This window comes from Streptomyces sp. NPDC026377, from assembly GCF_055567715.1.
In genome coordinates, this window is sequence record NZ_JBVHPV010000001.1 from 439,458 (window position 1) to 463,792 (window position 24,335).

Genomic DNA, 24,335 nt, shown 5'->3' on the forward strand with positions numbered 1-24,335 from the left:
GGGCACGGCGGTGGCCGGAACCGGGCCCATGGGGTCTGGGTCGGCCCCCGTCCGTTTGGCATGATCACCCCGTGATCCTGACCGTCACCCCGAACACGGCACTCGACCTCACCTACCGGGTCCCCGAGCTCGTCCCGCACACCGCGCACCAGGTGCGGGAGGTGACCGAGCGCCCCGGCGGCAAGGGCCTCAACGTGGCCCGGGTGCTGGCCGCCCTCGGCCATGAGTGCGTCGTCACGGGCTTCGCGGGCGGCCGCACCGGCGCGGTCCTGCGCGACCTGCTCGCCCCGCTCGCCCCCGTCGACGCGCTGGTCCCCATCGCCGGGACCACCCGCCGCACGGTCGCGGTCGTGGACGCGGCCACCGGCGACACCACCCAGCTCAACGAGCCGGGACCGCACGTCACGGCCGAGGAGTGGGAGGCGTTCCTGGCGGCGTACGAGCCGCTGCTGCGGGAGGCGGACGCGGTGGCCCTGTGCGGCAGTCTGCCGCCCGGGGTCCCGGTCGGCGCCTACGCGGACCTCGTCCGCCGGGCCCGCGCGGCGGGCGTCCCCGTCCTCCTGGACACCAGCGGCGAGCCCCTGCGGCGCGGCCTCGCCGCCCGCCCCGACCTGATCAAGCCCAACGCGGACGAGCTGGCCCGGCTCACCGGCTCCCGCGAGCCCCTGCGCGCGGCCCGCGACGCCCGCCGCCGAGGCGCGCACGGCGTGGTCGCCTCGCTGGGCCCCGAGGGCCTGGTGGCGGTCACCCCCGAGGGCACCTGGCGGGCGGCCCCGCCGTCCCCGGTCCGGGGCAACCCCACGGGCGCGGGCGACTCGGCGGTGGCGGCCCTGCTGTCGTCCCTGGTGGAAGGCCTGCCCTGGCCGGACCGTCTGGCCAGGGCGGTGGCCCTGTCGACGGCGACGGTGCTGGCGCCGGTGGCGGGCGAGTACGACACGCAGGCGTACGAGGAACTGCTGACCGGGGTACGGGTGAGCGCGCTGCCGGAGTGAGCGTCGTCGGCCGCGGACCGTGCCGGGCCGCTGCCGGCAACGCACTCAGGGACGCGTCTAGTACTGCTTCTTCGTCTTGCTGATCTCGACCCAGTCGAAGACGGCATCGCACTGGTTCCCCTGCTCGCAGGAGAACTTGATGGTGTTCTGCCCCCGCTTCAGGCTGACCTGCGTCCACGAGTACTGCCAGTTGTTCTCCAGCTTCGGGTCGGTGGACCCCCTGAAGTTCTTCAGGCCTATCGGCTGGGCGTTCGGCTTGCCGTTGACCGTCACGGTCGCGTTGGCGTCCTTCGCCGGGATGGCGAACCGCACGTACAGGTAGTACGAGCCGGCCGACGGCAGATCGGCCTGCCAGGTCAGCGAGGCGCCGATCTGGTTGAAGCCGTTGACGTACGCCCCGTCCGTGCCCTGCGCGCCCTTGACGTCCTTGGCCAGCACCGCGCCCCCGCCCAGCTTCAGCGTCGCCGCGTCCTGCTTGGGGAGCTCCTGGACCGGGGCGGAGGGCGAGCCGGAGGGCTTCTTCGACGGCGACTGCGGGGCCCCCGTGGAGGCGCCGCCCGTCGGCGTGCCCGCGCCCTCGTCCTTCTTGCCGTCGTCGTTGGTGGCGAGCGCCACACCGATGCCGATGACGACCGCCGCGACCACCGCGACCGCGCCGATCAGCAGGCCCTTGGTGTTGGGGCCCCGACTGCCGCGCCCGCCGCCCTGGGCGGCCGGGGGCGCGGGACGGCCGGTACCGCCGCCGTACGTCTCGGGCGCCGCGTACTGGGCGGTGGGCTGGCCGTACTGCTGCCGGCCCTGCTGCTGCGGGGGCTGGCCGTACTGCTGGTTGTACTGCTGGTTGTACTGCTGCTGCGGGACCTGCCCGTACTGGCGCTCGCCGACCGTCCGCACCTGGTTGTACGAGGTGCGGGGCACACCGGGCTGCTGCGGAGCCGTCGGATTGGGGTAGCCGTAGCCGCCCGAGCGGGGCGGGGTGGCGCCGGAGGCCTGTCCGTCCTCGTACAGATAGCCGAACGGATCGTCGTCCTCGGGCGTGCTCGCGCCGTTGTTGCCGGGCGTCATCCGGGGTCACTCCTCACTGTTCGCCAGCCGTCGCCGACCGGCCGAGCCTACCCCGAACGGCCGACACCATGGCCGCGACCTCGGCCGCACGCCCCGGCGGCAGGGAGCTAACCGGCGCGCCGGTGGACCTTCGCGCGCGACCGCTTCTCGATGTACATCCGCTGGTCGGCGGAGCGCAGGACCTCCTCGACGGACATCCCGCAGCTGGCCCAGCCGATGCCGAAACTCGCCCCGACCCGGACCGCCCGTCCGTCCACCCTGATGGGCGGGATGATCGCGTTGCGCAGCCGGACCGCGAGGTCGGCCGCGTCGGCCGCGCCCAGGCCGTCGGCGAGGACGACGAACTCGTCACCGCCGAGCCGGGCGACCGTGTCGCCGTCGCGCACGCCGGTCGTGAGCCGGCGCGCGACCTCGATCAGGACGGCGTCGCCGGTGTTGTGACCGAACCGGTCGTTGATCGACTTGAAGCCGTCGAGGTCGCAGAAGAGGACCGCGAGCCCCTTGCTGCCGTCGTCCACGTCACCCTCGGGGGCGACCATGTGCACATGGTGGTCGAAGGGCCCCGCGCCCGGCACCGGGCCGAAGTCGAAGCCGGGGTCGCAGACCGCGTGCCCCGGGGTCTCGGGCCGCCCGTCGCGCACCTCCCCGTACGCCGCGTCCAGCGCCTCCACGGCGGTGGCGCCCACCGCGTACGGCCGCTGGCAGAGCCGCGCGGAGAGGCGGGCGCGCAGCTCCGCGCTGTTGGGCAGTCCGGTGAGCGAGTCGTGCGAGGCGCGGTGGGCGAGCTGGAGCTCGTGCCGCTTGCGCTCCTCGATGTCCTCGACATGGGTGAGCAGGAAACGGGGACCGTCGGCGGTATCGGCGACGACGGAATTGCGCAGCGACACCCAGACGTACGAGCCGTCGCGGCGCCCGAGCCGCAGCTCGGCGCGGCCGCCCTCGGCCGAGGTGCGCAGCAGGAGCCCTATGTCCTCGGGGTGGACGAGGTCGGCGAAGGAGTAGCGGCGCATGGCGGCGGCGGGCCTGCCGAGCAGTCGGCAGAGCGCGTCGTTGGTGCGCAGCAGGCGTCCGTGCTGGTCACCGCCCATCTCGGCGATGGCCATGCCGGACGGCGCGTACTCGAAGGCCTGCCGGAAGCTCTCCTCGCTGGCGCGCAGCGCCTGCTGCTCCCGCTCCAGGCGTACCAGCGCGCGCTGCATGTTTGCGCGAAGCCGGGCGTTGCTGATCGCAATGGCGGACTGGGAGGCGTACATCTGGAGCGCTTCGCGCCCCCAGGCGCCCGGGCGCCGCCCGTTGCGCGGCTTGTCGACGGAGATGACGCCGAGGAGCTCGCGCCCGCCCCCGGAGGCGTACATCGGCGCGTAGAGGCGGTCCTGGGGGTGCCACTCGTCCTCGAAGCGCGGCTCGGGGCCCTCGGTGTACCACTGCGGGACGTCGTCCTCCAGGAGCACCCAGCCCTCGGTGTGCGGGATGAACCGCAGGTCGCCCCAGCCCTCGCCCATGGTGAGCCGGCGCTCCCAGGAGGCGCGCGAGCCGACCCGTCCGGTGATCAGGGCCTCGGCGGCGGCGTTCCCCGCGAAGGCGGCGACCACGAGATCGCCGTCAGGGCGTACGAGATTGACGCAGGCCAGCTCGTATCCGAGCCCGGCGATGACGCCGTCGGCGACGGTCTGCAGCGTGTCCGCCAGGCTGCGGGCCGTGTTCAGGTCGGTGACCACCTGATGCAGCTGCCGCAGAGTCGCAAGACGGACGTACGGCTCCGACTCGGTCTCCATTGCTCGCTCTCCCCGAGACCTCGACAGCAACTCCAGGATCCTGATTCGGCGTGCTTCTTCTCCGGCTTCCGGCCCGGCTTCCGGCTTCCCCGTGGGCGCTTTTCGTGCAACGTCCCCGTCACTGAATCACAGCGAGCTGCCCACTCGGTACACAGGGTCAACAATTACTGCACTCTGTGACTCAAGTCACACGGGGTGATGACGGAGGCCCTGTCGGGAGTGGGAGCGCTCCGCAGAATTTCGGAATGCAAACAGGCGTTAATGCCGGTTTTCGGGGGCGGGGAGGGCGTGGTGCGGGGGTCCCGGTTTGCAGTACGGCGGGCTCCGGCCCGGTCCCCCCGGTCCTCCCTGGTCCTAGGACCTCTCTGGTCCCAGGGCCCGATGTGCGGCGTTGACCCCGGAGACTAGCGTTCTGTACGTGTTGCAGACAGACGTTCTCCGAGCTCTCCCGTCCCTGCCGTCGCAGACCCCCCATGCTGAGGGGGTGAGCAATGACGAATTCCGCGCCGCGATGTCCCGGCTGGCCGGGGGGGTGGTGCTGGTGACCGCCCACGACGGGGACGCGGGCCCGCGCGGCGAGGACGTCGGCATGACGGCCACGGCGTTCCTGTCCGTCTCCATCGACCCGCCGCTGATCCTGGTGAGCGTACGCAACGGCTCCCGCATGGACGACCTGCTCGCCGAGCAGCCCCTCTGGGCGGTCTCGGTCCTCTCGGAGAGCCAGCGCCACATCGCGGGCCGCTTCGCGATGAAGGGCCGCATCAGCGACCGCCTGCTCTTCGACGACATCCCCTACAAGAGGGGTGAGCTGAGCGGCGCTCCGCTGGTGGGGGGTGCGCTGTCGACGCTGGAGTGCCGGACGGAGCAGCGGGTGGAGGCCGGCGATCACACGCTGGTGATCGCCCGGGTGCTGGGGGTGGAGTTGCCCAGTGCGGAGGGGGGGCCGCTGACGTACTTCCGCGGCCGCTACCGCCACCTGGGCTGACCCCGGCTCCCCGAAGCCCTCGGACTGCGGCCGGGTCAGGGCCTGATTGCGCAGTTCCCCGCGCCCCTGGGCACTTAGGGGCGCGGGGAACTGCGCGAGCAACCCACCATTAACCCGCAGACGAACAACCACCTAGGGGCGCGGGGAACTGCGCGAGCAAGCCTCCACAACCCGCACCAGACCACCGGCCCCATCAGGGGCGCGGGGAACTGCGCGACCAGCCGGCCACCGGCCCGCTGACGAAAGCGGGGCTCGGGGCGCAGCCCCGTAGAGGGGGGTCCGGGGCGCAGCCCCGGGGAGGGGGGTTACCAGTCGCGGCCCGTGCGGCCCCGCTTCGTCTCCCCCCGCGCCTTCTTCTCCCGCAACCGCCGCTCATTGATCCCCCGAGGAATCCGCGTGGCCCGCCGCGGCTTCGGCGGCGGCGCCGTCGCCTCGGCGAGCAGCGCCGCCAGCCGCACCGCCGCCGTCTCCCGGTTGCGCCACTGCGACCGGTGCTCGGAGGCCCGCACCGTCACCACCCCGCCCACCAGCCGCGAAGCCAGCCGCGACAGTGCCCGCTCCTTCCACACCTCCGGCAGCGCCTCCGTACGCCCGAGGTCGAAGCGGAGCTCCACCTGCGAGTCGCTGGTGTTGACGTGCTGCCCGCCGGGCCCGGAGGACCGCGAGAAACGCCACATGAGCTCGGCCTCCGGAAGGGAGACGGAGCCGCGGATGAGGTAGGGCCCGGACATGGGCTCCATGGTCCCCCGAGCGACGCGCCGCGTCACCCTCTTTTGCGCGGCACCCGTCCGCCCGCGCCCTCCGGCAAAGAAAGTAAAGCCAACTGGAACCCGGCATGCCCTGCCGACGTTATGAGGGATGACGGTAGCTTCGGGAACGGCCGTAGCCCGCACATCACGATGAAGGGGACTTCCCATGGCTGTAAGCCTGTCCAAGGGCGGCAACGTCTCGCTCACCAAGGAGGCCCCGGGCCTGACCGCCGTCACGGTGGGCCTCGGCTGGGACGTCCGCACGACCACCGGCACCGACTTCGACCTCGACGCCTCCGCGATCGCGGTCAACCCGGCGGGCAAGGTCTACTCGGACGCGCACTTCGTCTTCTTCAACAACAAGTCCACCCCGGACCAGACCATCGTCCACACCGGTGACAACGTCACGGGCCAGGGCGAGGGCGACGACGAGCAGATCAACGTCAACCTGGCCGGCCTCCCCGCCGACGTCGACAAGATCGTCTTCCCGGTCTCCATCTACGACGCGGAGAACCGCTCGCAGAACTTCGGCCAGGTCCGCAACGCCTTCATCCGCATCATCAACCAGGCCGGCGGCGCCGAGATCGCGCGCTACGACCTGAGCGAGGACGCCGCCACCGAGACCGCCATGGTCTTCGGCGAGCTGTACCGCAACGGCGCGGAGTGGAAGTTCCGCGCGGTCGGCCAAGGGTACGCCTCGGGCCTCGTCGGCATCGCCCAGGACTTCGGCGTCAACGTCTGAGCGACCGCCACCGGCACCGGCACGGACTCCGGCGCGCGCGTCGCCACCAGCGCCTGAGAGAACGATCCCCGAAGCCCCCCGCGCCCCCGGCGCCGGGGGCTTCGGCGTGCCCGCGCCCGGTACCCGGTTCCCGCCCCCGCGAACCGCACGTTTACCGGACACCCCGCACCCCCTGACGGACACATTCCAGTCAAATACTTGTCGGTACCCTGTCAAAAACCGGTCACCGGCTGGCACGCTCCCCCCACGCACCACACGCAGACGCGCCCCACGCGTCTGCGCCCAACCCCTGTGCGGACACCGCCCGGACGGGCCCCACCCGCACGGGGACCACCCACTCGCACCACCCCCCACCGCGCACCCCCACCGCGCAACGGATCGAGTGAAGGAGACCCCGCCGTGAGAACTTCCCTGCGTGCCGCCGCACTTGCCGCCACCGCCGCCATGGTCGTCGTCGGCGTCCAGTCGGGCACCAGCGCCGGAGCCGCCGACCGCGAGGCGGGTGCCGGCGCCCGCGTGCTCGGTGTGGCCGAGCGCGCCGGCGCGCTCCAGGCCGCCCAGGCCGCCGCGCCCGCCGCCGCCCGCCAACTCGGTCTCGGCGCCAAGGAGGCGCTCGTCGTACGGGACGTCGTCAAGGACGTGGACGGCACCGTCCACACCCGTTACGAGCGCACCTATGACGGCCTGCCCGTCCTCGGCGGCGACCTCGTCGTCCACGCCAAGAAGGACGGCAGCCTGAAGGGGGTCAGCAAGAGCACCGAGGCCCGGATATCCGTGGCCACCCCGGGCGCCTCGCTCAAGGCCGCCCCGGCCCACGCCCGCAAGGTCGTCTGGGCCGCGAGCGGCAGGCCCGTCCTGGCCTACGAGGCCGTCCTCACCGGCACCCAGCGCGACGGCACCCCCAGCGAGCGCCACGTCATCACCGACGCGGCGACCGGCGCCGAGCTCTACTCGTACGAGGCCATCGACACCGGGACCGGCACCAGCGAGTACTCGGGCAAGGTCACCCTCGGCACCTCCAAGTCCGGCACCACGTACAGCCTGACGGACGCGGGACGCGGCGGGCACAGGACGTACGACCTCAAGCACGGCTCCTCCGGCACCGGCACCCTCTTCACCAAGCCGGTGGACACCTGGGGCGACGGCACCCCGCAGAACCGCGAGACCGCCGGTGTGGACGCGCACTACGGCGCCGCCGTGACCTGGGACTTCTACAAGGCCGAGCTCAACCGCAACGGCATCGCGGGCAACGGCAAGGCCGCGTACTCCCGCGTCCACTACGGCAACGCGTACGTCAACGCCTTCTGGGACGACAGCTGCTTCTGCATGACGTACGGCGACGGCGCGAACAACCTCAAGCCGCTCACCGCGCTCGACGTCGCCGGGCACGAGATGAGCCACGGCCTGACCGCCGCCACCGCGAAGCTCAACTACAGCAAGGAGTCCGGCGGCCTCAACGAGGGCACCAGCGACATCCTCGGCACGTCGGTGGAGTTCTTCGCCAACAACGCCAGCGACCCCGGTGACTACCTCATCGGCGAGAAGATCGACATCCGCGGCAACGGCACCCCGCTGCGCTACATGGACAAGCCCAGCAAGGACGGCCAGTCGGCCGACTACTGGTCGAGCACGGTCGGCAACAAGGACGTGCACTACTCGTCCGGCGTCGCCAACCACTTCTTCTACCTGCTGTCCGAGGGCAGTGGCGCGAAGGTCATCAACGGAGTGAGCTACAACTCCCCGACCTCCGACGGCTCCAAGGTCACCGGCATCGGCCGGACCAAGGCGTACAAGATCTGGTACAAGGCGCTGTCCACCTACATGACGTCGACGACCAACTACGCCAAGGCGCGCACCACGACCCTCCAGGCCGCGGCCGACCTGTACGGGGCGAGCAGCACCGAGTACAAGACGGTGGCCGCCGCCTGGACCGCCGTCAACGTGAAGTGACACACCGGTAGGCCGACCCGGCGGCACAACCCGCCAGGCTCTACGGGGACTTGGGTTTGCCCTCCCCGTAGAGCCAGGCGTCCCACAGATCCGTCAGGTCCTCGTCGGACCGCTCTTCCACGAACCGGGTGAAGTCCTCGGTGGAGGCGTTCGCGTGCCGGTACCGCTTCGTCCACCCCTGGACGAGGTCGTAGAACGCGTCGTCCCCGAGGGCCCGGCGGATCCGGTGGACCACCATCGCCCCGCGCTCGTACACCGGCTTGTCCGAGATCCTGGCGGCCGACGGGGGCTCGGCGGGCGGGAAGTCCCACACCTCGTCGTCGGCCGCCTTGGCGTACACCTCGTCGAAGTGCGCCTGGGCGGACCTGCCGCCGTGGTCCTCGCTCCACAGCCACTCCGCGTACGTCGCGAAGCCCTCGTTGAGCCACATGTCCTTCCAGCGCCGGGGCGTCACCGAGTCGCCGAACCACTGGTGGGCGAGCTCGTGGACGAGTGTCGTGGTGTCGAGCTGGTCGGCGGGGATCACCGGCCGGTTCTGGGTCTCCAGCGCGTACTCGGCCGATCCCTCGGGCGCCACGATCACCCCGGTGGAGGAGAAGGGGTAGGGGCCGAAGTTCTCCTTCCCCCAGGCCACGATCTCCGGGAGCTGCCCGACCACCTCGGCGGACTCCTTCGCCGCGTCCCGGTCGACCGCGGTGTGGAAGGGCAGTCCCGACGCCGTCCTGCCCGCCTTGAGGTCGTACCGGCCGATCGCCACCGTCGCCAGATAGCTCGCCATCGGCTCTCCGGTGTGCCAGGTGAACGTGGTGCGCCCGTTCCTGGTGGCCGTCGAGGCGAGCTCGCCGTTGGAGACCGCCGTCAGCCCCTCGGGCACCGTGACCGCCAGGTCGTACGTGGCCTTGTCGGCGGGATGGTTGTTGGAGGGGAACCAGCTCATCGACCCGGCGGGCTCGCCGAGCGCGAGCGCGCCGCCGCCGGCCGTCCGCAGCCAGCCCTCGTGCGAGCCGTCCCGGTCGGTCAGGGCCCTGGGGGTCCCGGAGTAGGCCACGGTCGTACGGAACCGCTCCCCCTTGCCGATCTCGTCCGCCGGGCGCAGGGTCAGCTCGTTGCCCGCCCGGTTGGCGTCCGCGCGCTCCCCGCCGACCGTCGCCGAGACCACCTCCATCCCCGCGAAGTCGAGGTTGAAGGCGCTGAGGGCGCGGGTGGCGCGGGCGTCGAGGGTGACGCGGCCGGTGAGGTGGCCGCGGGCCGGGTCGTAGTCGAGGACGACGCTGTAGTGCTCGGCGTCGTACCCGCCGTTGCCCAGCCGGGGGAAGAGCCCGTCCCGCAGCCCCGCCGTCCCCGGCTTGCCCTCCACCCCGCCCGTGCACCCGCCGAGGGCGAGCAGGAGGGCCGCGGCGGGGAGGGTGAGCCGGCGTATCGCGCTGCGATGATCCACACGGCGATCCTACGGGCGGGGGGGCGCGGGAGGGCTTGGGGGCGCGGGGCGCGGGGACGGTTTCGCGCCAGGTGAGGGGCGGCTCGTGCCGTCGGCGGCTGGGGCCCGGGCGCGGCTACCTGTTCAGCGCCGCCACGCCCGCCTGGGCGAACTTCTCGTCCAGGTCGCCGCTGGGGGCGCCGGCCACGCCGATGCCCGCGATCGGGGCGCCCTGGGCCTGCACGGGCGCGCCGCCCGCGAGGAAGAGCGTGCCGGGGATGTCCTTGAGCTGGGGCGCCTGGGCGAGGCGGCCGGCCAGCACGGAGGTGGGGGCGTTCCAGGAGACGGCCGTGTACGCCTTGCGCTCGGCCGACTCGTACGACTGCGGGCCCGCGCCGTCGCCGCGCAGGGTGACCACGGTGTTGCCGTCGCGGTCGACGACGGCGACCGAGACACGCTGGTTGTCCTTGCGGGCGGCGTCCAGGGCAGCGGTGGCGGCCTTGGTCGCGGCGGCGACGGTGAGGCGGGTGGTGTGGGTGAGGTTGCGGTCGCCCGCGTCGGCCCGGACGGCGGCGGGCGCCTCGGCGGCGGGGGCGGCGGCGCTGGCGCCGACCGCGCCGAAGGTACCGGCGGCCAGGGCCGCGGCGGCGAGGGCGCCGAGCACGACCTTCTTGGTGCGGCGGCTGACCTGGCGGCGGTGAGCGTTCGTGTTCGCGTTCATGTTCGTGTCCATGCTTCGATCGTGGGCCCGGCCGGGGCGCCGGACGGTCGGCGCACCGGCTGCTCCCGGCGGGCGGACCGGTGGACCCGGCCGTCATCCGATCGGCTGATGCGAGGGTGGCCGTACCGGGTGAGGATGAGTACGGATACGTACGTACGCGCAGGTCAGGAGCCGGACGATGGAGGCAGGGGCAGAGCGCCGCGCCGGTGCGCGGGCCGTCCGTCCCGCAGGCGACGAACGCTGGCTGCCCGCGGTGATGCACGCCGCCTTCTTCCTGCTGCTCGGCGCCTCGCTCGCGCGCTTCCTCATCCGCCACCCCGGCGACGGCCGCACCGCGTGGATCGTCGCCCTGTCGGCGGCCCTGGCCGCGCTGTACGTCCTCGGCCCCGCCCTGGGACCTCGGCCCACGCCCCGGCGGCTGGGCTGGCTCGGGGTGGTGGTGGCGGTGTGGATGGTGCTGGTGGTGCTCGCGCCGAGCTTCTCGTGGTGCGCGGTGCCGCTGTTCTACACCGGGCTGCGGACACTGGCGACGCGGGCCGCGCTGGTGCTGGTGGCGCTGCTGACGGCGTTCGTGGTGGCCGCGCAGCTGAGGCTGGCCGACGGGGTCGACCCCAACCTGGTGATCGCGCCGCCCGCCGTCGCGGCCGTCGCCACCGCCGTCTTCGTCCATATGCAGCGCCAGGGCGACCGCCAGCGGCTGCTCATCGACGACCTGCTCCGCACCCGGCGCGAACTGGCCGCCACCGAGCGGCGCGAGGGCACACTCGCGGAGCGTCAGCGCCTGTCCATGGAGATCCACGACACGCTCGCCCAGGGCCTGTCCAGCCAGCAGATGCTGCTCCAGGCGTCCGAGCGGGTGTGGGAGTCCGACCCGGCGGCGGCCCGCCGCCACGTCCGTACGGCCGAGTCGATCGCGGAGCGCAACCTCGCCGAGGCGCGCCGCTTCGTCCACGACCTCGCGCCCGCGGAGCTCGCGGCGGGCGGCAGTCTGCCGCAGGCGCTGCGGGCGCTGGCCGCGCGGGCGGCGGCCGAGTCCGGCCTGGACGTACGGCTGCACGTCGACGGTGTGCCGGTGGCGCTGCCCGACCGGGTCGAGTCGGCGCTGCTGCGGATCGCCCAGGGGGCGCTGGCGAACGCCACCGAGCACGCCCGGGCGGCCACGGCCGCGCTCACCCTCACCTATCTGGGTGACCAGATCGTGCTGGACGTGGCGGACGACGGGCGCGGGTTCGCGGTCGCGGGCGTGGCTCCCCGGGGCGGCCGGGGTCACGGACTGCCCGCGATGCGGGCGCGGGTGCGGCAGCTCGCGGGGACGCTGACGGTGGAGTCGGCGCCCGGCGAGGGCACGGTGCTGTCGGCGGCGATCCCCCTGGAGGAACGGTGAACGCGGTGGTACGGATCCTGTTGTGCGACGACCACGCGGTCGTACGGGCCGGGCTGCTCGCCCTGCTCGGCAGCGAGCCCGACATCGAGGTGGTCGGGGAGGCGGGCAGCGGCGAGGAGGCGGTCGCGGCGGCGGCCCGGGTACGGCCCGACGTGGTGCTGATGGACCTCCAGCTCGGCCCGGGCATCGACGGAGTCGAGGCGACGCGGCGGATCGCGGGTGCGGGGGTTCGGGTGCTCGTCCTGACGACGTACGACACGGACGCGGACATCACCCGGGCGATCGCGGCGGGGGCGACGGGCTATCTGCTGAAGGCCGAGCGCCCGGAGGAGCTGTTCGCGGCGATCCGCGCGGCGGCCCAGGGCCGCACGGCGCTGTCGCCACCGGTGGCGAGCCGCGTCATGGAACGGATGCGGGGTACGGGCGCGCCCTCGCTCACCGACCGCGAGCTGGACATCCTGGCGCAGCTGTCCCGGGGGCTGGGCAACCGGGAGATCGCGCGGGCGCTGTTCATCAGTGAGGCGACGGTGAAGACGCATCTTGGGCGGATCTACGAGAAGTTGGGGGTGGAGGGGCGGGCGGGGGCGGTGGCACGGGGGAAGGAGCGACGTCTGCTGCCGTGAGGTTCTGCCCCCACCCCGCCCCCGCCTTTCGTCCGCGAACCGTGCTGGGCCGCCCGCGCAGTTCCCCGCGCCCCCGAGGCAACCGGCCGCCCCCGGAACAACAACGCTCGGCCCCAACCTGCCGCCGCCCGAGGCCCGGGTCCCCACCAGGGGCGCGGGGAACCGCGCGAGCAACCCAAGTCAACCGTCAGACGAGGTCCAGCCCTTCAGGGGCGCGGGGAACTGCGCGACCAGCCACCCACCGGCCCGCAGCCAGAACCCCGGCCCAAAGGGGGCGCGGGGAACTGCGCGAGCGGCCACCCACGGTTCGGACGGACCCCGGGCAAAAGGGCTCGTCCGTTCACGCCGCGGCCATCCGCAACCCCCGCACCGCAGCCAGCCCCGCCTCCACCCCGCTCGCGAACGCCACCTCCGACAGGACCCCCGGCGCCGCCACCTGGTCCCCCGCCAGGAACACCCCGTGGCCGCGATCGATCGCGGGACGGTCGCGCCACGTGGTCCCGGGCAGATCCACCGCCCCCGTACGCCCCGCCGCCAGCGCGTCCCGCCGCCACGTGAGCCGCTGGCGCCACCCGGCGTACGCCGCGTCCAGCAGCCGCTCGCCCCGCGCGACCCCGTCGGCCTTCGACTCGTGCGGCGCGATGGGGAACTGGGCCTGGAGGAGCGTGTGCCCGGCCGGCGCGAGCGTACGGCCCGCGGCCGTGAAGCGTTCGATCCAGCCCGGGGTCTCCAGGTCGGAGACGACGAACGGGTCCCCCCGGCGGCTGGTGAGCCCGATGTCCAGCAGGACGGTACGACCGCTGGTCCAGCGCAGCGAGTCGTCCCCGAGCAGCCGACGCGCGGCGTCGAGGGAGGTCGCGACGACCACCGGCCCGTGGTCGTCGGGGAGCGCGTCCACGCGCGCGGTGGTCTCCACGTGCACCCCCAGCTCCCACGCGCGCGTGGCCATCCGGTCCACCAGCGCGCCCCAGCCCCCCACCGGATAGCGCGCCTCGGGCGGCAGCGCGGCGGCGCGGTGCAGCCGCTCCTGGACGAACGCGGCGGAGAGCGAGCCGGGATCGTGGTGGAAGAGGGCGACCGCCGCGTAGTTGGCGGCTGCCCTGGCCGCCTTCGCGCCGACGATCCCGGCCGCCCAGGACGCGAAGTCGCTGTCCACGGGGGCGCCCTGCGGACTCTGCCGGGCCAGCTTCAGCAGGGCCAGAGGCGGAGTGTGCCGCAGCGAGCCGTCCCAGTGGAAGCGGAATCTCGCGGCCTCCAGCGGCGGTACGGAGGCGACCTGCCCGAGCAGCCCCCTGCGTTTGAGCCAGGTCCAGTGCGGACCGCCGTTGTACAGCGCGTGCGGACCGTCGTTCGTGAGGTACGGGCCCTCGGCCGTACGCGCGCGCCCGCCCAGCGTGTGGTGCGACTCGTACAGGTTCACCCGGGCGCCGGACTCGGCGGCGGTGATGGCCGCGGTGAGCCCGGCGAGGCCGCCGCCGATGACGGTGATCCGGTCCATTCTGCTCTCCTGTCGCTGTACGGGCACTCATCGTTAGAGACGGAGGAAGGAGGGTGGAATGTGACAGGTAGGGTTGGGGCGGTTGTCAGTGGCGTGGTCCAGCATGGAGTCATGGCGAAGAGGGCGAGCGAAGTGACGGCGGTGCGGCGTCCGGAGGTCCGGCTGCCCCCGCTGGCACCACACGGTCCGGCGGAACTGGAACCGGAGGGTGACTACGACGGCCTGGAGTTCCGGAATCTTGACCTGTCGGGCCAGGAGGGCACCGGGGCCCGCTTCATGGACTGCGGGGTCTTCGGCTGCGTGCTGGACGGGACGCGGCTGCCGGGGGCCCGTCTCATCGACACGCTGCTCTCGGGGATCCGGGGCGTGGGGACCGACCTCTCGCGCGCGTCCCTGCGCGACGTGGAGATCCACGACGTCCGGATGGGCGGTGTGCAGCTGCCCGGCGCGGTGCTCGAACGGGTCCTGATCCGCGGCGGAAAGATCGACTACCTCAATCTGCGCGACACGGACCTGCGGGACGTGGTCTTCGAGAACTGCGTCCTGGCCGAGCCGGACTTCGCGGCGGCCCGGCTCGACCGGGTGGCGTTCGCGGGCTGCGAGGTGCGCGGGGCGGACTTCACCGGGGCCCGGATGAAGGACGTGGACCTGCGCGGGGCCGCGGTCCTGGACATCGCCCGGGGCGTGGACCGCCTGGCGGGCGCGGTGATCACCCCGTCCCAGCTGGTCGACCTGGCGCCGGCGTTGGCGGCGCAGATGGGGGTGCGGGTGGTGGCGTGAGGCCGGGCCCGCCCCCGGTGCGTCCGTCAGTCCGTCAGGCGTGGGAAGCGGGCCTGGAGGGTCCAGATGACGGGGTTCTCGGCGAGGTCGTCGTGCATGTCGCTGAGGTCGGCGATCACGTCGTGCAGGAAGTCGCGGGCCTCGCGGCGCAGCAGGCGGTGGCTGAAGGTGAGCGGGGGCTCGTCGCCGGGCATCCAGTCGGCCTCGACGTCCACCCAGCCGAAGCGGCGCTCGAAGAGCATGCGGTCGCTGGACTCGGTGAAGTCGATCTCGGCGTACTGGCTCCGGGAGGAGCGGCTGCCGCGCGGGTCGCGGTCGAGCGCCTCCACGGTGTCGCAGAGCGCCCAGGCGAAGTCGAGCACCGGCACCCATCCCCAGGCTGTGGACACCTCGCGGTCCGCCTTGGTGTCGGCGAGGTAGACGTCTCCGCAGAAGAGGTCGTGGCGCAGGGTGTGGATGTCTGCGCGGCGGTAGTCGGTCTGTGGGGGGTCGGGGAAGCGGTTGGAGAGGGAGTAGCCGATGTCGAGCACGCTCGATGGTCCCACGCCCGCGACGCACACACGTTCCTGAGCCCCCCGTGCTGCCGGGCCGCGCTTCCCCCCTCCACGGGGTTCCGCCCCGCCCCCAGTACTGCCGGAGGCTCGTCTCCCGGGCCGTCGCGGCAGCTCAGGACGGTGCGGGCGGAACCCCCGCGGCCGTTCCGCCGTCCCGCCCGGCTACCCTGCGGCCATGATTCGTACCGCGACGCCCGACGACGTCCCCGTCATCCACGCCATGGTCCGCGAGCTGGCCATGTACGAGAAGTGCCCGGACGAGGCGCGGGCGACGCCGGAGCAGTTGCACCAGGCGCTGTTCGGCGAGCACCCGGCGGCGTACGCGCACATCGCCGAGACCGACACCGGCGAGCCCGCGGGCTTCGCGCTCTGGTTCCTCAACTTCTCCACCTGGCGCGGAGTGCACGGCATCTACCTGGAGGACCTGTACGTACGCCCCGAACTGCGCGGCGGCGGCCACGGCAAGGCCCTCCTGACGGAGCTGGCCCGCATCTGCGTGGCCCGTGGCTACGGGCGCCTGGAGTGGTCGGTCCTGAACTGGAACGCCCCGTCCATCGCCTTCTACGAGTCGCTGGGCGCCCGGCCGCAGGACGAGTGGACGGTCTACCGCCTGGCGGACGAGGCACTGGCGGAGCTGGGCGCGACCGACCGCTAGCAGGCGGCGGCCGGCGCACCCTGACGCCCCCGCCCTACTCCACCTCGACCCCGAAGTCCCCCACCAGCTCCTCCAGGCCGCCCCGGTACCCCTTCCCGCCCACCACGAAGTCCCAGTCGCCCCCCGCCCTGCGCCGGAACGAGCCGAGGACCAGGGCCGTTTCGCCCGCGCGGCCGTCCGAGACCTCCAGGCGGTCCAGTTCCGTGCCCGCCGCGTCGCGCAGCCGGACGGCCGCGTCCGTGAAGCCGGAGAGGTCCGCGTCCGGGTTCGCCTCGGGGTCGACCGAGGCGACCAGGACCAGGCGGTCCGCCCGGCCCGGCAGCGCGTCGAACGCCACCCGGACCGCCGCCCGGTCGCCCAGCGCGCCCGGCACCATCCGCACCGAACCGCCGGGTATCTCACGGTTGTTGAAGAAGACGAAGTGGGCGTCGTCGAGGACGCGGCTCCCCTCGCACACCAGCGCGCACACGTCCAGGACCACCGACCCGCTCCACGTCATGCCCAGGACGTTGAAGTCCGCGTCGGCCCCGGGCGCCTCCGGCTCGTCGTCCGCGCCCGCCGCCGGTATGTCCACCAGCGTGCCCGAGGGACCCGTCCCGTCCGGCGCCCCGCGCCCGGGCCGCTCCCCCAGCCTCCCCCGCAGTCCGCACGCGCGCAGCAGCTCCACCAGCTCCGCCCCCGACACCAGGGTCAGCGGCTTGCCCTGCGCGAAGGCGTACGAACCGGGGCCGAAGCCCGAAGTCGTGACCAGGACGCCCTTGTTGGCGCCGGCCGCCTGGACCGTGCCGTACAGATCGCGGACCGCGGTGGGCGGGACCGTGTTGCGGTAGCGCTTGACCTGGACGATGATCCGGCCGCCGCTGATCGGGTCGGGGTCCACCGCCTCCACGTCCACGCCGCCGTCGTTGGAGCGCTGGGTGGTCACCGCGTCCATCCCGCGCGCCCGGAACAACTCCGCCACCAGGGACTCGAAGACGATCGGGTCCATCACGAACAGGTCCGGGTCCTCCTCGCGGTCCGCGCCATGGGTGAGCACGCCGCTGCCGACCTCGCCCGGGCGGCGCACCGCTGCCACCGCGGTGCGCTGGTCCGGGCGGGCCGAGAGCCGGCCCCGCACCGCCTCCACCAGGCAGTCCACCGCGCTCACCTGCGTGAGGTTCAGGCCCTCGAAGACCGCCCGGTCCACCATGACGGAGGCCAGCACGATCTCGGCCCGGCGACCGGTCGCCGGGTCGACGTCGTCCACGAAGCCGTTGAGCGCCACCGCGTCCAGGACGCCGTACTCGTCCGCCGCGAACAGGTCCCGCACCACCAGGAGCACGCTCTGCGCCAGCACGTCCCGGTACAGCGCCCGCCGCTGGGTCAGCGGACGGGCCGACTCGCGCTCCTCGTCCGTACTGGCCACGTACCGTACGGACTTGGCGGCGGGGACCACGTCGAAGGCGGGCAGCTCCCAGTCCACCACCAGCTGGCGGGCGCCCCGGTCGTACGCGCAGGAGACCTGGCGGGGGAAGCCCTCGGGCCAGGCGGAGGCCGCGTACAGCGCCGCCGAGAAGTACTCGACGACCGCGTCGGGCTCGCCCGCGCGCAGACCGGCCACCAGCTCGGCCACGCCCGCGTTGTGGTTCCGGACCTCCGCGAGCCGTTCGCGCGCCCAGGACTCGTACCGCGCCCGGTAGTCGGCCAGTTGGCGGCGGCGCTCGGTCTCGGCGACCTGCGCCGCGTCCCAGTCCCGCCGGTAGGCGGCCCGGGCCTCCTGCTGGGCGCGCCGGCCCGACCAGCCGCCCGGGGCCTCGTAGCGCGCCGGGTCCGGCATCGGCACCGGCCGCGCCAGCGCCCCGGGCGAGAACGGCTCCACGCCCTCCTCGCGCAGCAGCGACCCCGTACGGAACGCCGGCTGCGCGCACCCCGCCGCCAGCAGCCCCGTGAGCTCCGCCACGCGCGCGTCCAGCTCCTGCGAGCGCCGGCGGGCGTCCGCCTCCCGGCTCTGGCGGTAGGCCGCCCGCTGCTCGCGGTGGACCCGCGCGGCGTCCCTCTCGTACTCCCGCTGCCGGCGCTCCATCTGCCGCTGCTGCTGGACCGCCGTCCGGTGCTGGTCCTCCCGCTCGCGCTGCTGCTGGCGCTGCGCCTGGGCCCACACCCCGGCCAACCCGCTGGAACGACGACTCATACGGCTCCCCGGCCCCTTTCCCCGCACACCCCTCGAAGCACCCCAGGCACCCCGAGCGCCCCTTGAAACACAATTGTCCCGGACCAGAAAGGTCCGGGACACGGTGTGACGCGGTGTTTCGGTGGAGCCGCCTGTCGGAATCGAACCGACGACCTCAAGATTACAAGTCAAGCGCTCTGGCCAACTGAGCTAAGGCGGCGGCACGTGCGCCGGGCCGCGCACGCGAGGCGCCCCCACCTCGCGACGGGGGCTCCCTCACTCTACACAGAGCACGATCGGCGGCTCCAGGAAGTTCCCCTCCCGCACCTGCTGACAGATCGGACAGCGCCGGGTAGCGTCTCGTGCAGCCCACCCAGGTGGACTACACCACTTCTCCCTCTACTCGGATCGTCCGGCACGTTCCTGCCGGTGAAGGGACAGGTCTGTCATGGCCACTGTCACGTTCGACAAGGCGACCCGGATCTACCCGGGCTCCACCAAGCCCGCGGTCGACGGGCTCGAGATCGAGATCGAGGACGGCGAGTTCCTCGTCCTCGTAGGCCCCTCGGGCTGCGGAAAGTCCACCTCCCTGCGGATGCTCGCGGGCCTGGAGGACGTCAACGGCGGAGCCATCCGCATCGGCGACCGCGACGTCACCCACCTCCCGCCGAAGGACCGGGACATCGCCATGGTGTTCCAGAACTACGCGCTCTACCCGCACATGACCGTCGCCGACAACATGGGCTTCGCGCTCAAGATCGCCGGGGTCAACAAGGCGGAGATCCGCAAGAAGGTCGAGGAGGCGGCGAAGATCCTCGACCTCACCGAGTACCTGGACCGCAAGCCCAAGGCCCTCTCCGGCGGTCAGCGCCAGCGCGTCGCCATGGGCCGCGCCATCGTGCGCGAGCCGCAGGTCTTCCTCATGGACGAGCCGCTCTCCAACCTCGACGCCAAGCTGCGCGTCTCCACCCGTACCCAGATCGCCTCGCTCCAGCGGCGCCTGGGCATCACCACGGTGTACGTCACCCACGACCAGGTCGAGGCCATGACCATGGGCGACCGCGTGGCGGTCCTCAAGGACGGTCTGCTCCAGCAGGTCGACTCGCCGCGCAACATGTACGACCGCCCGGCCAACCTCTTCGTCGCGGGCTTCATCGGCTCGCCCGCGATGAACCTGGTCGAGGTCCCGATCACCGACGGCGGTGTGAAGTTCGGCAACAGCGTGGTCCCCGTCAGCCGGGAGGCGCTGTCCGCGGCGGCCGACCGGGGCGACCGCACGGTGACGGTCGGCGTCCGGCCCGAGCACTTCGACATCGTCGAGCTGGGCGGCGGCGTCGCCGCGTCCGTGGCGTCCCTCTCCAAGGACTCCGACGCCGACCCCGCCGGCCTCGCCGTCACGGTGAACGTGGTGGAGGAGCTCGGCGCCGACGGTTACGTCTACGGCACGGCCGAGGTCGGCGGCGAGCAGAAGGACCTCGTGGTCCGGGTGAACGGCCGCTCGGTCCCCGAGAAGGGCTCCCAGCTCCACGTGGTCCCGCGGCCCGGCGAGACGCATGTCTTCTCGACCTCGACGGGCGAGCGCCTCAGCGACTGACGTACGGCGGCACGTCAGCCGGCCCCGCACCCTCCTACCGGGGTGCGGGGCTTTCCCGTGTCCCCGACGAAAGCTGTCGCCTCTCCGACGGGAGCTGGCGACAAATACCCCGGCAGACCGCCCATTTCGAACATTGTTCGTCAACACGGGATTCGAAAAACCGCCTCGAACCATCCCTCGACCGGGTGACTAAATGTCGCCAAATCATTACTCCCCGCTACGCTCGCCTCCGTGACGCACACAGCCCGCCGAATCGGCCGCACCCTAGCTCTCGTCCTGCCCGTCGTCCTCGTCCTCTCCGGGACGCTCGCGGTCACCCGGGTCAACTGGGCCGGGACCAGCGACTCGCAGCTGCTGACCGCCTCCTCCCAGGACGTCTCCGTACGCGCGAAGCCGCGCGCCCCGCAGGACGTCCTGCGCGACGCACTCCTCGTCGAGCTCCAGGAGAAGGACCCCGGGACCGCCCTCACCCACCTCCAGCGCGAGGTGGAGCAGCGCCCCTCCCTCGCCAAGCACTGCATGTCGATCGCGCGTGCGCTGGGACGGGCCGCCGTGGAGCAGTACGGCCCCGCCAAGGCCCAGTCGTACTCGCGCCCCGTCTGCGACACGTCGTTCGCCTCCGGCGTGGCCCAGGAGTCCTGAGCGCGGCAGCCCGGCCGTACCGCGTCCGGTCCACGGCATAGGGTTCACCGCATGACTGCGAGCACGACTTCGACCTTCCCGACGCAGGCCGTGGTCCTGGCGGGCGGCCAGGGCTCACGACTGCGTCCGTACACCGACGACCGCCCCAAGCCGATGGTCGAGATCCCGGGAACCGGGACCCCGATCATCGGCCATCAGCTTGCCTGGCTCGCGGCGGAGGGCGTCACCGACGCCGTGATCTCCTGCGGCCACCTCGCCGACGTACTCCAGGAGTGGCTGGACTCGGCGGACCTTCCGCTGCGCGTCACGACGGTGGTCGAGAGCGAGCCGCTGGGGCGCGGGGGCGGCCTCAAATACGCGGCGGCGCACCTGCCGCACGCCGACCAGCCCTGGTACGCCACGAACGGTGACATCTGGACGCGGTTCTCGCTGCGCGAGATGGCGTCCTTCCACGGGGAGCGCGACGCGACGGCCACGCTGGCGCTGGCCCGTCCCCGCATCCCGTGGGGGGCGGTCGAGACGGACGCGTTCGGGCACATCACGGACTTCATCGAGTCCCCGCCGTCGCCGTATCTGATCAACGCCGGCGTGTACGTGTTCTCGTCCGCCTTCACGGGGATGCTGCCGGACCGGGGCGACCACGAGCGCACCACGTTCCCACGCCTGGCCCGCGAGCGGCGCCTGGCCGGGTTTCCGCTGCCGCACGGGGCGTACTGGCGGGCGATCGACACGGCGAAGGATCTGACGGAGGCGGCGAAGGAACTGGCGACGGGGCGCCACTGAGGGCGTTGCTCTCCCCCGCCCCGCCCCTTCCCCAACCCCTCCGGGGGCGGGGGGCTGCGCGGGGTACGAAGCCAGTCCCCGGGGCTACGCCCCCGAGCCCCAGGCGGGGCCTGCGGCCCCTGCACCCCGCTACGGGCTGCGCCCTCGGACCCCGGTGGATCCCGCGCCCCGGCGCCCCGCTGTGCGGCTCCTTCGTCGGCGGACCGTGCTGGGTTGCTCGCGCTGTTCCCCGCGCCCCCAAAGGGGCCTCCGGCCCCTCCCGAGCCCCAACGCCCAGAACAGGCAACCCCCTGAGCACCTGAGCACCCGGACACAACGCCCGGGACGCCCCCAACCTCCTAGGGGCGCGGGGAACTGCGCGAGCAACCCAGCATGGTCCGCAGGCAGAAGAGGGGGCTGGGGGGGGCGCAGTCCCCGTGGCGGGGTGCGGGGACCGCAGGCCCCGCAGGGAGGCGCCGGGGCCGCAGGGAGGCGCCGGGGCCGCAGGACACGGTCGGGGGCGGGGGCGTAGCCCCCGGGGAAGAGCAGCCCCGCCCCTCCCCCGCCCCCGGAGGGTTTGGGGAAGGGGCGGGGCGGGGGCTGAACCCCTCAGCCCAGTAGGCCACCGATCGGATTCCGATTACCCCCGGTAGTCCCCCCCGCCCCTCCGGACGGAGCAGACGCACCCCCCGTGGACGCCGGCCCGGATGTCGTCGACGGCGGCGGCGCGACCGGCGCCGGCTTGTGGCGGGGCGCCGGAGCCTTGTGCCCCGTCGTCCCCTGGGACGTCCGGCTGGGGACACCCCCCACGGCCCCCGACTCCCGCACCGACTTCGACGCCGCCCGCTTCGACGGCTTCACCGACGGCTTGGCCGACCCGCTCACGGAAGGCCGGGGCGAGCCGGGGCGACGTACGGACGGGGTGTGCGGCGTGGGCGCCAGCGGCGTGCCCGGGAGGTAGTTGGTGGGGTCGGAGTGCGGCCCGGGCACCGTCACCATCTCGGTGGAGCGCACCGCACCACCGAGCAGCGACCCGATCACCAGGGTCAGCCCGACCACCACCGTCGCCATCACCGTGCCCCGCCGCAGCACCCGCCGCCGCAGCTCCCACAGCGTGGAGCGCGGGCCGAGGCGGCGCCACGCCTCCCCGGCCAGGCGGGCGTCCAGCGAGTACACCGGCGCGCCCGCCGTGATCAGCGGGGACCAGGCGGCGAGGTAGATGAAGTCCGGCGCGTCGTACGCCGGGACGGTCTGCCAGCTCACCGTCAGCAGCAGGGCCGCCGAGAGCAGCGCTCCGAACACCGCCGCGACCCGCTGCCACAGCCCCAGCATGGTCAGCACGCCCACCACGATCTGGAGGAAGGCCACCGACAGGCCCGCCCCGACCGGATGCTGGATCGCGAAGGTGCGCAGCGGCTCGGCGAGGGCCCACGGGTGCAGCGAGTTGAGCCACTTCATCATCGAGCCGCGCTCGCCGCCGTCGAAGTAGACGGGGTCGCAGAGCTTGCCCATCCCCGCGTACACGGAGATGAAGCCGAGGAAGACGCGCAGCGGGAGCAGGACCACGCCGAGGTTCATCCGGCGGCCCGGGTAGTACGCGTGGCGCACCTGGTCCGCGCCGTGCCGCTGGCCGCGCGCGTCGGAGCCGTCGGGCCCTTCGGGGCCGTCCTCGCCGTAGCCGCGCTCGAACTCGTCGAAGTCGCCGTCCCCGTACGCCCCTTGGGCGCGCACCGCCTGGAGCAGGGCCGTCTCCGCGCCGGCCCCGGAGTCCGCGAGCGGCGCGCGCGGGCCGACCACCACGGGCGTCGGCCTGGTGTCCTCGTCGACGCGCGGGATGGTCTGGGTGGTGCCCACGTCGAGCGCCTCGCCCGGCGCGGCGGGCGCGTCCAGGCCGCGCACCGCCTGCAACAGACCGGTCGCCCCGGGCGCCGCCCGGCCGCTCCACACCACCGGGGCCCGGCGGCGGGCCGCCCCGGAGGCGGCCGGCATCCTCGCCGGGTCCCTCAAAAGGTGCTTCGACTGGGCCTTCGGGGCGAAGTGCACCCGGAAACTGGCGTGGTTGACGATGACCTGCGCCGGGTCGGAGTCCACCTTGACCATACTCAAGGCAGGCTGATCGTCGAACCCGGGCCGGGGCGTTCTGGTGTCCACACTCATCTAACCGAGTGACGGTGGTTTAGGACACTGCTTGACGCTCGCGATCTGTCCGAGGCCCGTCAAGATCACCTACTCCGGACGGGCGCCGGGCGGATCCGTGCCTCAGCCCTTGCGGCGGCGCGCGGCCTCGTAGAGCACGATGCCCGCCGCGACACCGGCGTTCAGCGACTCGGCGCCGCCCGGCATCGAGATGCGCACCCGGTAGTCGCAGGTCTCCCCGACCAGGCGGCCCAGGCCCTTGCCCTCACTGCCGATCACGATGACGACCGGACCGGCCAGCGCCTCCAGCTCCTCGACCGTGTGCTCGCCGTCGGCGGCGAGGCCGACGATCGTGACACCGGCCTTCTTGTAGTCCTCCAGGGCGCGGGTCAGGTTGGTGACGCGCGAGACCGGCGTACGGGCGGCGGTGCCCGCCGAGGACTTCCAGGCGCCCGCCGTCATCCCGGCCGCGCGGCGCTCGGGCACGACCACGCCGTGGCCGCCGAAGGCGGAGGTGGAGCGGACGATCGCGCCGAGGTTGCGCGGGTCGGTGACGCCGTCGAGGGCGACGATCAGCGGCTCGTCGTGCGCGTCGTACGCGGCCTCCAGGAGGTCCTGCGGGTGCGCGTACTCGTACGGCGGGACCTGGAGGACCAGGCCCTGGTGGTTGAGCCCGTTGGTCATCCGGTCGAGCTCGGCGCGCGGGGCCTCCATCAGGTGGATGTTGCCGCGCTCGCCCGCGAGCTGGAGCGCCTCGCGCACCCGCTCGTCGTTGTCGATGTACTGCTGCACGTACAGCGTGGTCGCCGGGACGCCGTCGCGCAGGGCCTCGAAGACCGGGTTGCGGCCGACGACCATCTCGGACGTGCCCTTGGGGCCGCCGCGGCGCGGGGCGGGGCGGCGGGTCGCGGCCTGCTTGGCCTTGGCGGTGGCGATGCGGTTCTTCTTGTGCTTCTTGCGGGCCTCCGCGGGGGGCGTCGGGCCCTTGCCCTCCAGGCCCCGGCGCCGCTGGCCACCGCTGCCGACCGTCGCGCCCTTCTTGTTGGACGTGCGGCGGTTCCTGCGCTGGCTGTTCCCGGCCATGACCTACCTGTTTCCGTGATTGAGCGACCTGCGGGGTGTCGTGGCGTCCGCGGGTCCTGCGTACGTACGTATATGAAGT

General features: G+C 73.1%; 21 protein-coding genes and 1 tRNA gene. 11 read left to right on the forward strand and 11 right to left on the reverse strand.

The window, feature by feature from the left end:
• Positions 1 to 71 precede the first annotated feature (71 nt).
• Positions 72 to 992 (forward strand): 1-phosphofructokinase family hexose kinase, encoded by a 921-nt coding sequence (locus ACZ4MU_RS01810; RefSeq protein WP_467869692.1) that lies wholly within the window; start codon positions 72 to 74, stop codon positions 990 to 992.
• A gap of 57 nt (positions 993 to 1,049) precedes the next feature.
• Here the strand turns inward: ACZ4MU_RS01810 and ACZ4MU_RS01815 are convergent, their stop codons facing one another.
• Positions 1,050 to 2,057 (reverse strand): carbohydrate-binding protein, encoded by a 1,008-nt coding sequence (locus tag ACZ4MU_RS01815; protein WP_467869694.1) that lies wholly within the window; start codon positions 2,055 to 2,057, stop codon positions 1,050 to 1,052.
• A 107-nt stretch (positions 2,058 to 2,164) separates the two neighbouring features.
• A complete protein-coding gene (gene cdgB, locus ACZ4MU_RS01820; protein WP_467869696.1) occupies positions 2,165 to 3,832 on the reverse strand; it encodes a diguanylate cyclase CdgB in 1,668 nt (555 codons plus the stop codon).
• 511 nt (positions 3,833 to 4,343) lie between these two features.
• Between cdgB and ACZ4MU_RS01825 the strand changes: the two genes are divergently transcribed.
• Complete coding sequence (locus ACZ4MU_RS01825) at positions 4,344 to 4,817, forward strand: flavin reductase family protein (protein ID WP_467870596.1); 474 nt, start codon at positions 4,344 to 4,346, stop codon at positions 4,815 to 4,817.
• 305 nt (positions 4,818 to 5,122) lie between these two features.
• On the opposite strand, the gene arfB is transcribed toward ACZ4MU_RS01825, so the two are convergent.
• The gene (gene arfB / locus ACZ4MU_RS01830) at positions 5,123 to 5,557 is read right to left on the reverse strand and encodes an alternative ribosome rescue aminoacyl-tRNA hydrolase ArfB (protein WP_467869698.1); all 435 of its coding nucleotides are present in this window, start codon (positions 5,555 to 5,557) and stop codon (positions 5,123 to 5,125) included.
• Positions 5,558 to 5,732: 175 nt separating this feature from the next.
• Here arfB and ACZ4MU_RS01835 point away from each other — a divergent pair, with 175 nt between their 5' ends.
• On the forward strand, positions 5,733 to 6,308 hold the full coding sequence (locus ACZ4MU_RS01835; protein WP_101388906.1) for a TerD family protein: 576 nt from the start codon (positions 5,733 to 5,735) through the stop codon (positions 6,306 to 6,308).
• Between the two features lie 444 nt (positions 6,309 to 6,752).
• Complete coding sequence (locus ACZ4MU_RS01840; protein WP_467870599.1) at positions 6,753 to 8,258, forward strand: M4 family metallopeptidase; 1,506 nt, start codon at positions 6,753 to 6,755, stop codon at positions 8,256 to 8,258.
• Positions 8,259 to 8,298: 40 nt separating this feature from the next.
• On the opposite strand, the gene ACZ4MU_RS01845 is transcribed toward ACZ4MU_RS01840, so the two are convergent.
• Complete coding sequence (locus tag ACZ4MU_RS01845; protein WP_467869700.1) at positions 8,299 to 9,696, reverse strand: M1 family metallopeptidase; 1,398 nt, start codon at positions 9,694 to 9,696, stop codon at positions 8,299 to 8,301.
• 115 nt (positions 9,697 to 9,811) lie between these two features.
• Positions 9,812 to 10,408, reverse strand: coding sequence for a GlcG/HbpS family heme-binding protein (locus ACZ4MU_RS01850; protein ID WP_467869702.1), 597 nt, complete (start codon positions 10,406 to 10,408; stop codon positions 9,812 to 9,814).
• Between the two features lie 166 nt (positions 10,409 to 10,574).
• Between ACZ4MU_RS01850 and ACZ4MU_RS01855 the strand changes: the two genes are divergently transcribed.
• Positions 10,575 to 11,780 (forward strand): sensor histidine kinase, encoded by a 1,206-nt coding sequence (locus tag ACZ4MU_RS01855; protein ID WP_467869704.1) that lies wholly within the window; start codon positions 10,575 to 10,577, stop codon positions 11,778 to 11,780.
• The gene (locus tag ACZ4MU_RS01860) at positions 11,777 to 12,403 is read left to right on the forward strand and encodes a response regulator (RefSeq protein WP_467869706.1); all 627 of its coding nucleotides are present in this window, start codon (positions 11,777 to 11,779) and stop codon (positions 12,401 to 12,403) included. Before ACZ4MU_RS01855 ends, ACZ4MU_RS01860 begins: the two co-directional genes overlap by 4 nt.
• A gap of 340 nt (positions 12,404 to 12,743) precedes the next feature.
• Here the strand turns inward: ACZ4MU_RS01860 and ACZ4MU_RS01865 are convergent, their stop codons facing one another.
• On the reverse strand, positions 12,744 to 13,901 hold the full coding sequence (locus ACZ4MU_RS01865; protein WP_467869708.1) for an NAD(P)-binding protein: 1,158 nt from the start codon (positions 13,899 to 13,901) through the stop codon (positions 12,744 to 12,746).
• Positions 13,902 to 14,012: 111 nt separating this feature from the next.
• Here ACZ4MU_RS01865 and ACZ4MU_RS01870 point away from each other — a divergent pair, with 111 nt between their 5' ends.
• Positions 14,013 to 14,681 carry a pentapeptide repeat-containing protein gene (locus ACZ4MU_RS01870; RefSeq protein ID WP_467869710.1) on the forward strand — a complete coding sequence of 223 codons (669 nt, stop codon included), beginning with the start codon at positions 14,013 to 14,015 and terminating at the stop codon, positions 14,679 to 14,681.
• A gap of 26 nt (positions 14,682 to 14,707) precedes the next feature.
• Here ACZ4MU_RS01870 and ACZ4MU_RS01875 read toward each other — a convergent pair whose 3' ends face one another.
• Positions 14,708 to 15,211 (reverse strand): hypothetical protein, encoded by a 504-nt coding sequence (locus ACZ4MU_RS01875; RefSeq protein ID WP_467870601.1) that lies wholly within the window; start codon positions 15,209 to 15,211, stop codon positions 14,708 to 14,710.
• Positions 15,212 to 15,410: 199 nt separating this feature from the next.
• Between ACZ4MU_RS01875 and ACZ4MU_RS01880 the strand changes: the two genes are divergently transcribed.
• On the forward strand, positions 15,411 to 15,890 hold the full coding sequence (locus tag ACZ4MU_RS01880; RefSeq protein ID WP_467869712.1) for a GNAT family N-acetyltransferase: 480 nt from the start codon (positions 15,411 to 15,413) through the stop codon (positions 15,888 to 15,890).
• A 34-nt stretch (positions 15,891 to 15,924) separates the two neighbouring features.
• Here ACZ4MU_RS01880 and ACZ4MU_RS01885 read toward each other — a convergent pair whose 3' ends face one another.
• Both ACZ4MU_RS01885 and ACZ4MU_RS01890 read right to left on the reverse strand, forming a co-directional pair.
• Positions 15,925 to 18,060 (reverse strand): restriction endonuclease, encoded by a 2,136-nt coding sequence (locus ACZ4MU_RS01885; protein WP_467869714.1) that lies wholly within the window; start codon positions 18,058 to 18,060, stop codon positions 15,925 to 15,927.
• 122 nt (positions 18,061 to 18,182) lie between these two features.
• Positions 18,183 to 18,259, reverse strand: a tRNA-Thr gene (locus ACZ4MU_RS01890).
• A gap of 228 nt (positions 18,260 to 18,487) precedes the next feature.
• Here ACZ4MU_RS01890 and ACZ4MU_RS01895 point away from each other — a divergent pair.
• From ACZ4MU_RS01895 to ACZ4MU_RS01905, 3 genes are all read left to right on the forward strand, one after another.
• Complete coding sequence (locus tag ACZ4MU_RS01895) at positions 18,488 to 19,633, forward strand: ABC transporter ATP-binding protein (RefSeq protein WP_467869716.1); 1,146 nt, start codon at positions 18,488 to 18,490, stop codon at positions 19,631 to 19,633.
• A 231-nt stretch (positions 19,634 to 19,864) separates the two neighbouring features.
• Positions 19,865 to 20,275 (forward strand): hypothetical protein, encoded by a 411-nt coding sequence (locus tag ACZ4MU_RS01900; protein WP_467869718.1) that lies wholly within the window; start codon positions 19,865 to 19,867, stop codon positions 20,273 to 20,275.
• A 51-nt stretch (positions 20,276 to 20,326) separates the two neighbouring features.
• Positions 20,327 to 21,058, forward strand: coding sequence for a nucleotidyltransferase family protein (locus ACZ4MU_RS01905; RefSeq protein ID WP_467869720.1), 732 nt, complete (start codon positions 20,327 to 20,329; stop codon positions 21,056 to 21,058).
• A gap of 588 nt (positions 21,059 to 21,646) precedes the next feature.
• Here the strand turns inward: ACZ4MU_RS01905 and ACZ4MU_RS01910 are convergent.
• Both ACZ4MU_RS01910 and rlmB read right to left on the reverse strand, forming a co-directional pair.
• Positions 21,647 to 23,194: a DoxX family protein gene (locus tag ACZ4MU_RS01910; protein ID WP_467869722.1), complete on the reverse strand. Its 1,548-nt coding sequence runs from the start codon at positions 23,192 to 23,194 to the stop codon at positions 21,647 to 21,649.
• 102 nt (positions 23,195 to 23,296) lie between these two features.
• Positions 23,297 to 24,256 (reverse strand): 23S rRNA (guanosine(2251)-2'-O)-methyltransferase RlmB, encoded by a 960-nt coding sequence (gene rlmB / locus ACZ4MU_RS01915; protein ID WP_467869724.1) that lies wholly within the window; start codon positions 24,254 to 24,256, stop codon positions 23,297 to 23,299.
• Positions 24,257 to 24,335: the final 79 nt, after the last annotated feature.